Origin of the sequence: Natronospira sp. (assembly GCF_007134575.1) — a bacterium.
GTDB lineage: Bacteria > Pseudomonadota > Gammaproteobacteria > Natronospirales > Natronospiraceae > Natronospira > Natronospira elongata.
In genome coordinates, this window is sequence record NZ_SLKM01000129.1 from 1 (window position 1) to 8,929 (window position 8,929).

Sequence of the window (8,929 nt, forward strand, 5' to 3'; positions counted from 1 at the left end):
CATACTCACCAATCCAGTCACGCACTTCCTTGTACCAGCGAATGGAGTTGTTGGGCTTGAGAATCCAGTGGTTCTCATCCGGGTAGTAAAGCATGCGGCTGTCGATGCCCTGATGACGCAGGGTTCGGAAGATCTCGAAACCCTGCCCCACCGGCACCCGGTAGTCTTTCTGGCCGTGGATGACCAGTGCCGGTGTGTGGAAGTCGCCGGCCAGGTAATGGGGCGAGATCTGCTCATAAATATCATGCTCCCAGAAGTCGCCGAAGCGCTCACTGTGGACGGCAAAGTCCGCCGACATTTGCGAGTACAGGTTGTACACCGGGGCATGAATCACCAGGGCATTGAAGGGGTGCTCCTTGGCCAGCAGCACGCTGGACAGATAGCCACCGTAACTGCCGCCACCGGCCACCATGCGATCGGCGTCAATCCAGGGCTGCTCGGCAAACCACTCCGCTGCCTTGACCGTATCGGTGTAGGGTTTGGTCATCCAGTCCGGGTTGATGGCATCGGTAAACTCCTGGCCAAAGCCGGAGGATCCATGGAAGTTGTGCCAGGCGGTAACATAGCCCCAGGAGGCGAAGGTCTGGGCATTCCAGCGGAAATGGAAGCCGTCGGTGATGCCGTTGTGGGGACCACCGTGGATGAGCAGGAAGAGCGGGTACTCCTTGCTCTCATCGAAACCCGGCGGGTAGTGGACCCACATCTGGATTTCCTGGCCGCCGTAGCCCTCATAGGTCACCGACTCATAGCTGCCCAGATCCACGTCGGCCAGAACCTCATCATTGAAGTCGTCCAGTCGGCTGGCTTCGCCTCTGTCGCCGTCCACCCGAACGGTACGAGGCGGGTAAAGGAAGCTCTGGTTGCTGGCCACCAGAACGCCGTCGTCGGAGATGGACAGGCCGCTGAAGTTGGTATCACCGGTCACCGCGCGCGGCTCACCGCTCTCGCCGTCAATGAAGTAGATGCGGTTGGTCCCGGCATCGTCGATGGCGCCGTACAGGCCGCTGCCGTCCGGGGCCCAGATCAGACCGGACACCGAACGGTCCCAGTCCTCGGTCATCATCCGCTGCTCGCCACTGTCCACATCGTGGAACATGAGCTGTGCCTGGTCGGCATAAAAACCGCGAATATGCTGGCGGGTGAAGGCCAGGGTGCGGCTGTCCGGGCTGAACAGCGGGTTGCTATCGGGCGCTTCATTGTCGGCGGTGATATTGCGGGCCTCATCATCGCCCGGGGTCACCAAGAAGAGATCGTATTCCGGGCTGACTCCGTCCCGGGCACTGTCGGCCTGAAAGGCTAGCAGTGATTCATCGGGGGCAACGTCATAGCTGCCGGCACCGGCTCCGGAGCGGGACAGTTGCAAGCCGGTGGGCTGGGTAATGGCCTCGATGTCGCCGCCATCCGCCGGAATCCGGAAGATATGGTTCTCCCTTGCCTCATCCAACCAGTGGTCCCAAAAGCTGTAGGGTAGGTCGTCCCAGGCGTGAGCGGAGACGGGGTCCTCCTGCTCTTCCTGGATTTTCTCGGCCATCTCGTCCCAGTCCTTATCGGGCCAGATGCTGCTGACGAAGTAGATGTGCTCGCCGGCCCATTTGATGCCGCCGGCCCCGGTGGGCACCTCGGTGATCTGCTCGGCTTCACCGGGGGCATCCATGGGCAGGCGGTAGACCTGTGGCCGCTCATCGTCGCCCCGCACGCTGGTAAAGGCCAGCCAGGAGCCGTCGGGGCTGAACACCGGATTGCTGCCCCCCGCCTCGTGGCGGGTGAGCTGTCGCTGGCGCTCACCGTCCTCATTCAGCAGCCAGAGATGCGTTGTGGCTTCGTCACTGTCCACATCATAGGACGTCACCGGCACCACCACATGGCCACCCGCCGGCGAAATCACCGGGCTGCCCAGGCGGTCCATTTCCCACAGAACCTCCTTGGACAGGGGATTGAAATCTTCATTATTACCATTGGCCTCGGCACAGCCCGTCGCCAGGAACAGGGCCAGCCCGACCATCAAGAAACGTTTCATGTTTCCCTCCATTGTCTGCGCAGTCTCGGGATAGGGGAGGCCGCATTGTTACACAATAACGATGCTGGGCGGCAAGTCTTGGCAGGAATGGTTGGCCATGGATGGCCTGCCCCGGGTTTTCAGCGCAGAGCTGCCATCGTCCGATTTGTCGAAAATGAGGGGAAAAATCGACACGATGGCTTGATGTGTCGAGCCCATCGACATAGGCTGGTCCTGAGAGGCCATTGTGTCGAAAAATGATGAGAAAATGAACATGAGCTGGCGTCCGGATCAGGCATATAACGAGCTGCCCCCGCTGCCGCCGCCGATAGAGGCGGTGGAGACCCGGGCAGTGCTCAAGGCCTGTATTCCGGCCCGGGCCGCGCTGGCCGAACTGCGCCAGGCGGGTGAGCTGCTGCCGGACCAGGGCCTGCTGGTGAATCTCCTGCCCATGCTGGAGGCCCGCGACAGCTCAGAGATCGAGAATATCTTTACCACCACGGAGAAGCTATTCCGCCACGCCCGCCATGAGCGGGGTGCCGATCCGGCGACCCGAGAAGCGCTTCGCTACCGAAAGGCGCTGGAGGAGGGCTGTCGACTGCTCGATTCACGGCCGGTCTGTACGGCCATGGCCGTGGAGCTTTGTAGCCTGATCCAGGACCGGCCCATGGAAATCCGCCGTTTGCCTGGCACGGTGATTGATGATGCGGCCCGGGACGAGGTGATCTATACCCCGCCCGAGGGCGAAGACCGTATTCGCGAGCTTCTGGCCAACTGGGAGACCTTCGTGCATGGCGAGGATGACCTGGACCCATTGATCAGAATGGCGGTCAGCCATTACCAATTTGAGGCCACTCACCCATTCATGGACGGCAATGGCCGGACGGGGCGGCTCCTGAATGTGCTGATGCTGATGGAACGGGGGCTGCTGACATTACCTATCCTCTACCTCAGCCGCTACATTGTGAAGAACAAGGCGGATTATTACCGCCTGTTGCTCGGCGTGACTCGGGACGGGGCGTGGGAAGAATGGATTCTCTTCATGCTGAACGGGGTCGAACAGGTATCGACCTGGACTTGCGACAAGGTCGCCGCCATTCGTGCGCTGATGGATGACACATCCGCTTATGTCCGCCAGCAATTGCCGCGGATATACAGCCACGAGCTGATGCAGGTGATTTTCGAGCAGCCCTATTGCCGGATCAGCTCGCTGGTGGAGCGTGACATCGCCAAGCGTCAGACGGCGTCGGTGTACCTGAAGGACCTCGCCTCTATCGGGGTTCTGAAGGAGGAGAAAGCGGGCAAGGAAAAGCTATTCGTGAATCCGAAACTGATGCGGCTAATGTCGCAGGAAAGCCACGAATTCGAGGCCTGGAAGACGTCATAGGCGCGTCAGGGGGCTGCGAACAACCGAGCTTGGGACTGGGGCTGGCCAGAGGCTCGTGTCAATCAGAGCTTTTAAGCAAACCCCTCCGCTGTCAGGCACAAAAAAGCCCACTGCCTGAAACAGTGTGCCCCGCAATTCGTCCATGGGATACGCTAGCCTTCCTCAAAGGCGCCCTCGGCCTGCAGCTGCGCCAGCAGCTCATCCCAGGTGTCCAGGAACAAATCCGTGGTGATTCGCTGTGCGTGGTAGCAGACGGCTATCAGCGGCTGGGGATCCCGGTCTCTGGATAGTGCCCGCAAGGCCGCGATATAGCGATGGCGGTCGGCGGTGGTCACAATCAGCCGGGCCTGCTCGGCCGCGCTTAACTCCGCATTGGCAGTGAGCCGGGCCACGCGCCCGTTCCCGTCGAGGAAGGGATGAACTTCGTTCACCAGGAAAAGGGTGAAGACCGCCCGAGCAAAGGGATTGTCCAGTGACGCCAGGTAGTCGTAGCCCAGTGCCAGGGAGCCCTCGACCAGAGCCTCGTCCATGAAGGTGTGAGCACCGGCGCCCACTGGGCCAGTCCGGAACTCACCGGGGCGCCATTCCGGCCGTTGTGCCATCAGTGATTCGTGTCTCTCCCGGATGAGTAGCTGCAAGTCCTGGCTGCTTTCGGGCGTGGTGTCGGCAAGCTGACGGCGGGCGAGGGCGAAGGTGCTGGTGATGTCATGGCTGTCGGCAACGGGGCGACCCGGTGCCGGGCCGCCCTGGAAGACCAGCGCTTGAGCTTCCTCGATTAGAAAGCGGGTACCTTCAATGTAATTAGAGAAATAGGCTTCGATGAAGGCCCGCCGGTCGGCCTGATCCGGGGTCTCGTTTGTCGGCCGGGGCGGTGTGGTCGAATGCCGCAGGGCCTGTGCCAGGCGATCAAAGCGGTCCTCGGCGGTGGTGCAAACGGGGCGGCCCGCAGCGCGGGACAGGACGGCTGATGGGCCCAGAATCCGCCGTGATCGCCGTTTCCCGGTAATGGCCCCGATCATTTCCTCGAGCAATCGGGCCTCGCGGTTCATCCTCAGATCTTGCCCGAGGCGGCTTGCCTGGTGTCCCAGGTCCTCAAGGGCGCCAAATCCTTCCCGTAGCGCGTAGCGTTCGCAGTGTTCCTGAACCGCCTTGCTGCCCAGGGAGCGGGGCAGCCCCTTTTGAGCCCGGCTCACCGTCAGGTTTTCCAGAAGCGCTCTGGGGGTGGATGCCCAGTAGAGCTCGCCGACGAACGGTCTGTCGCCGGCAATCGGCCCGGGCCCGGGCGCCAAGCGCACGGTAATACCTGGCAGCGTTACCGACTGGCGATGACGGGCGCCGACCAGAAAGATTTCGCTGGCGCCGATGGGGGCGGCTTCGAGGGCGGAGCGGTAGCCGACCACATAACCGGGGTATTTGTGGGCGAGAACCCGCCAGAGCCTCGGGGAGCGCAGGATCTCGGCCGGCGTCTGGTCTAGGATGGTCGTATAGATGCCGGGCGCGATGCGCTGCAGTTCACCGGCCTGGGCAGCCCGACGAAGACGCTTGTCATGGGCTTGTTCGCCGCTTGCGAAGACCAGATCACTCGTCGATGTGTCCGCCCTCGTCATATTTGCGCCCCAGACGGTCAAGAATCTGTCCAGGATTCTCTCATTTGGGCGGTAAAATGTCCATATTATTCGTATTGAGACAATTGCTGACTTGCAGTGGTTATTGCGTGCGCCAGCTTTGCTCCTGATTCAATCCATCAGAAGTGCTAAATGCACCGGATTTTTGAGCATGCACGAATGGGCTGGATCAGGCGTTTACCGTAGGTTCAAATCCTCCCCTCTAGTGGCACCAGACACAAAAAAGCCCACCGTCGGGAACGGTGGGCCGCAGATTAGTGGTCGGGGTGAGAGGATTTGAACCTCCGGCCCCTGCCTCCCGAAGACAGTGCTCTACCAGGCTGAGCTACACCCCGACGACAGGCGCGGAATAATACGGTATTGACCGCTGAGTTGCAATCCGGGCAGATCGCTTGGGACGGGCTCGGGCCTCGGGCAGCGGTGGCTCCGGGCTGGGGTAGGGACGACCGTAACGGGGCCCAGGGCGGGGCGTCCGATGCCTATCCTTACAAGTGGAGATGATCGCCATGGATCATGCAAAACGCCTGAGAGTTTCCCTGCTGGCCCTGCGGACCGGGGTCTTTATCGTCATGTTCATGTGGGCTCTGGACAAGATCGTGGCGCCGGATCACGCCGCGGCCGCGTTCGAGAATTTCTACATGCTTGAGGGCATGGGGACCGGCATTCTGGCGGCGATCGGGGGGGGTGCAGATACTGGTCTACCTGGCCTTTCTGCTGGGGCTGTTCAAGGCGGTTAGCTACGGCCTGGTTCTGGCCATGCATGGGGTGTCGACGCTGTCCAGTTGGCAGCAGTATCTGGCCCCCTTCGATCACCTGCTGTTCTTCGCCGCCTGGCCCATGCTGGCGGCCTGTCTTGCCCTGTTTCTGCTGCGGGATTCGGACACCCTGTTCAGCATCGACGCGTCCCGTCGCTGGGGCTAGACTCGAAGGTCGAGCTGCTGAACGGTGCCGATCTCGCCGTTGAGGCCAAGATACAGGCCGGTCTTACGGGTCTGGCCCAGGGTGTTGCCCTGGGGGTCCGTTAGCGTGAAGGGGGTGTCGGTCCGGTCCAGGGAGATGGCGCCGATGCCCATCTCGCTGAGATCGCTGACGTGAAAATTCCCGGCGGCATCCCGGTGCCATATGGCCAGATCCTGGTAGATGCTGTCGCCCGCATCGATCCAGCCGTTGCCGTCGTCATCATGTCGGGCCAGCTCCTGGAAGCCCTGCCCGGTCTCGGGCCCGAAAAGCTGGGCGCCACTGGTGATCTGACCCTTGCCGTCCGGGTCGTGGACCAGGAAGCCGCTGCCCGGTTGCAGGAAGGGCATGCCTTCCAATTGGCCATCAATGGTCAGGTCGAACTCGATAGGGTCCGGGCCAAGCTGGGCCGCGGCTGCGTCGAAGTTGATCACCAGGGGGTCCTCCAATGGCCCGCCCCGGGTGGTCAGACTGTTAACGCTGAGCGATTCGAAGTCCCTCGCCATGTCCAGGTGCACGATAAAACTGATTTCCCGACCATCCCGGGTCTGGACGATGCCGATGGCCTGAAACTCGCTGTGTTCCCGCTCCCGTCGCCACTCTATTTCCTTGAGCTCCACGGACCAGCGAATCTCGGGGAGCAGCGGCTGGTCCAGAACCGGCCGGCTTGCCGTCAAGGGACTCTCTTGATTGGGTGTCTGCGGATTCAGCGATTCACCTTCAAAGACCTGGAAACGATGCCCGGCAAGGCGTTCCAGGATTGCTTTCATGATCGATAATTTGAGGGCGTCCCTGGCAGAAAGCCGCATACCCTCTTCCGAGAGCTGGCTTTCTTCAAGCGGGCGCTGGCTGGCTTCTGTGGTTGTGGCAGGGGTCTCAGCAGGCGGCACGATTTCCACCTGCATGCGGCTAAAGGTCACATTAAGGGAGCGCGATTCCTGGTAATGACGGGATTCAAGCCGCAGGGCAGAGTTGGCAATTTCCACGATAGGACCTCCCCGGGACAGAGTCCCTGAGAAGGTTAACGGCCCCAATCCTGACAACTTGAGTTCTGGGGGCTGGAAAGGCTCAGCTCGCCCGTGCCACGGAGAAGCGGGCCAGCTCGGCCAGGGCCTTGCGGTAGGGGGAGTCGGGCAGTTGACCCAGGGCGGCTTCGGCCCGTTCGGCGGCCCGGCTGGCCTGTTGGTGGCAGTAGGCCAGGGCGCCGGTTTCATCCAGGGCCTTGATGATCGCGTCGATCTGGTTGAGGCCACCCTCTTCAATGGCGCGACGAATCATGTCCCGGTCTTCCCGGCTGCCCTCGCGCATGGCGTGGATCAGGGGCAGGGTTGGTTTGCCCTCGGCCAGGTCGTCGCCCACGTTCTTCCCCATGTCTTCGGCCGAGGCGCTGTAATCCAGCACATCATCGGTGATCTGGAAGGCCTCGCCCAGGGCCATGCCGTAGTCATACAGGGCCTGCTGCTCTGATTCGCTGCTGTCAGAGAGGATGCCGGCGCAGCGGGTGCCGGCGGCAAACAGGGTGGCGGTCTTGCGCCGGATCACCTCGAGGTAGCGTTCCTCGGTGGTGTCTGGGTCATTGCAGTTCAAGAGCTGCAGGACTTCGCCTTCCGCGATCTGGTTGGTGGCGTCGGCCATCACATCCATGATCAAGGGGCGCTCCAGGGAGACCATCATCTGGAAAGAGCGGGAATAGAGGAAATCCCCCACCAGCACGGCGGCCTCGTTGCCCCAGAGGGCATTGGCGGTATCCCGACCGCGGCGCAGCTCGGAGGCGTCGACCACATCGTCATGGAGCAGGGTGGCGGTGTGGATGAACTCGATGACCGCGGCCATGGTGACCGGATGCGGGCCGTCAGCCCCGGCGGCGCGGGCGCTCAGGAGCACCAGCAGCGGGCGCAGGCGCTTGCCGCCGCTATTGACGATGTAGTGGCCCAGTTGGTTGATCAGGGCGATATCGGAATTGAGCTGGCGGTGGATTTCGCAGTCTACGGCGTCGAAATCGTCCTGGACGAGCTCACGAATCTGCTGCAGCGACATGATAATTGGTTCAGGGTCCGGTGCCGTGAAGGCCGCTGATGCTAGCAGCCCCCGGCGGGTGCGACAATGGCGGCGGGGCAGGAATTGCCCATGATGTGGCGGGGGTTTGACCCGCGGGCCGGAGAGGGCTAAAATGCGCGGCTTCGCTCTAGGGCCTTTAGCTTTCTTTGGAGACAAGACCCGATGTACGCCGTAATCAAGACAGGCGGGAAACAGTACCGCGTCAGTGAAGGTGACATTATCCGCGTCGAGACCCTTGGGGCCGGCGAGGGTGATTCCGTCGAATTCGACAACGTCCTCATGATTGGTGAGGAAGGCAAGGAGCCGAAAGTGGGTGCTCCCTATGTCGAGGGCGGCAAAGTGACCGGCACGGTCAAGGCTGAAGGCCGCCACAGGAAAATCGACGTGATCAAGTTCAAGCGGCGCAAGAACTATCGCCGCCACTATGGTCACCGCCAGCCTTATACCGAAGTGGAAATCACCGGTATCAAGGGCTGATTTGTTTCGAACCGTTTGCGACGAGGTAAGTCGAGATGGCACATAAAAAGGCAGGTGGTAGTACACGCAACGGTCGCGATTCCGAGTCAAAACGGCTTGGTATCAAGCGCTTCGGCGGCCAGGCCGTGAGCGCCGGCAGCATCATCGTGCGCCAGCGCGGCACCCAGTTCCACCCCGGCGAGGGTGTGGGCATGGGCAAGGATCACACTCTGTTCGCCACGGTGGACGGCAAGGTGTCCTTCGTCACCCGTGGCGCCAAGAACCGCAAATTCGTCTGCATCGAAGCAGACTGAAGATAAGCGGTTTTGCTAGCTTCGCAGGCCCCGGTAGCGTCGCTGCCGGGGTCTTGTCGTATGGGCCCCGTTGATGGCGGGGAAAGATCCGGCGTCCAGGCGGCGCTCGGATGTCCCCGCTATCAACGGAGCAGTA

Annotated in this window: 9 protein-coding genes and 1 tRNA gene; 5 read left to right on the forward strand and 5 right to left on the reverse strand. The window is 61.7% G+C overall.

Translation table 11 applies throughout. The annotated features are described in order from the left end of the window. Positions 1-2,017: prolyl oligopeptidase family serine peptidase (locus ACJWXQ_RS05040; RefSeq protein ID WP_406672297.1), on the reverse strand; the 2,017-nt coding region annotated here is incomplete at its 3' end. Positions 2,018-2,270: 253 nt separating this feature from the next. Here ACJWXQ_RS05040 and fic point away from each other — a divergent pair. Next, a complete protein-coding gene (gene fic / locus ACJWXQ_RS05045; protein WP_346050118.1) occupies positions 2,271-3,383 on the forward strand; it encodes a protein adenylyltransferase Fic in 1,113 nt (370 codons plus the stop codon). Between the two features lie 152 nt (positions 3,384-3,535). Here the strand turns inward: fic and ACJWXQ_RS05050 are convergent, their stop codons facing one another. Together ACJWXQ_RS05050 and ACJWXQ_RS05055 are read right to left on the reverse strand one after the other, a co-directional pair. Next, positions 3,536-4,990 carry a Fic family protein gene (locus tag ACJWXQ_RS05050; RefSeq protein ID WP_406672298.1) on the reverse strand — a complete coding sequence of 485 codons (1,455 nt, stop codon included), beginning with the start codon at positions 4,988-4,990 and terminating at the stop codon, positions 3,536-3,538. Between the two features lie 276 nt (positions 4,991-5,266). Further along, a tRNA-Pro gene (locus tag ACJWXQ_RS05055) sits at positions 5,267-5,343 on the reverse strand. A gap of 171 nt (positions 5,344-5,514) precedes the next feature. Here ACJWXQ_RS05055 and ACJWXQ_RS05060 point away from each other — a divergent pair. Both ACJWXQ_RS05060 and ACJWXQ_RS05065 read left to right on the forward strand, forming a co-directional pair. Beyond that, the gene (locus ACJWXQ_RS05060; RefSeq protein WP_346050114.1) at positions 5,515-5,745 is read left to right on the forward strand and encodes a hypothetical protein; all 231 of its coding nucleotides are present in this window, start codon (positions 5,515-5,517) and stop codon (positions 5,743-5,745) included. Then, positions 5,693-5,929 (forward strand): hypothetical protein, encoded by a 237-nt coding sequence (locus ACJWXQ_RS05065; protein WP_346050112.1) that lies wholly within the window; start codon positions 5,693-5,695, stop codon positions 5,927-5,929. Before ACJWXQ_RS05060 ends, ACJWXQ_RS05065 begins: the two co-directional genes overlap by 53 nt. Here the strand turns inward: ACJWXQ_RS05065 and ACJWXQ_RS05070 are convergent. Together ACJWXQ_RS05070 and ispB are read right to left on the reverse strand one after the other, a co-directional pair. Then, positions 5,926-6,951 (reverse strand): hypothetical protein, encoded by a 1,026-nt coding sequence (locus ACJWXQ_RS05070; RefSeq protein WP_346050111.1) that lies wholly within the window; start codon positions 6,949-6,951, stop codon positions 5,926-5,928. The genes ACJWXQ_RS05065 and ACJWXQ_RS05070 overlap by 4 nt on opposite strands. A gap of 82 nt (positions 6,952-7,033) precedes the next feature. Further along, positions 7,034-8,002, reverse strand: a complete 969-nt coding sequence (gene ispB, locus ACJWXQ_RS05075; protein WP_346050109.1) for an octaprenyl diphosphate synthase — start codon at positions 8,000-8,002, stop codon at positions 7,034-7,036. Positions 8,003-8,185: 183 nt separating this feature from the next. Here ispB and rplU point away from each other — a divergent pair, with 183 nt between their 5' ends. Beyond that, positions 8,186-8,500 (forward strand): 50S ribosomal protein L21, encoded by a 315-nt coding sequence (gene rplU, locus ACJWXQ_RS05080; RefSeq protein WP_346050107.1) that lies wholly within the window; start codon positions 8,186-8,188, stop codon positions 8,498-8,500. 35 nt (positions 8,501-8,535) lie between these two features. Continuing rightward, a complete protein-coding gene (rpmA, locus tag ACJWXQ_RS05085) occupies positions 8,536-8,793 on the forward strand; it encodes a 50S ribosomal protein L27 (RefSeq protein WP_346050105.1) in 258 nt (85 codons plus the stop codon). The last annotated feature ends 136 nt before the right edge of the window (positions 8,794-8,929 follow it).

Bases quoted from the DNA above. Each gene is read 5' to 3' on its own strand.
- fic (WP_346050118.1), top strand. From the start codon at position 2,271: ATGAGCTGGCGTCCGGATCAGGCATATAACGAGCTGCCCCCGCTGCCG.
- ACJWXQ_RS05050 (WP_406672298.1), bottom strand. From the start codon at position 4,990: ATGACGAGGGCGGACACATCGACGAGTGATCTGGTCTTCGCAAGCGGC.
- ACJWXQ_RS05060 (WP_346050114.1), top strand. From the start codon at position 5,515: ATGGATCATGCAAAACGCCTGAGAGTTTCCCTGCTGGCCCTGCGGACC.
- ispB (WP_346050109.1), bottom strand. From the start codon at position 8,002: ATGTCGCTGCAGCAGATTCGTGAGCTCGTCCAGGACGATTTCGACGCC.
- rplU (WP_346050107.1), top strand. From the start codon at position 8,186: ATGTACGCCGTAATCAAGACAGGCGGGAAACAGTACCGCGTCAGTGAA.
- rpmA (WP_346050105.1), top strand. From the start codon at position 8,536: ATGGCACATAAAAAGGCAGGTGGTAGTACACGCAACGGTCGCGATTCC.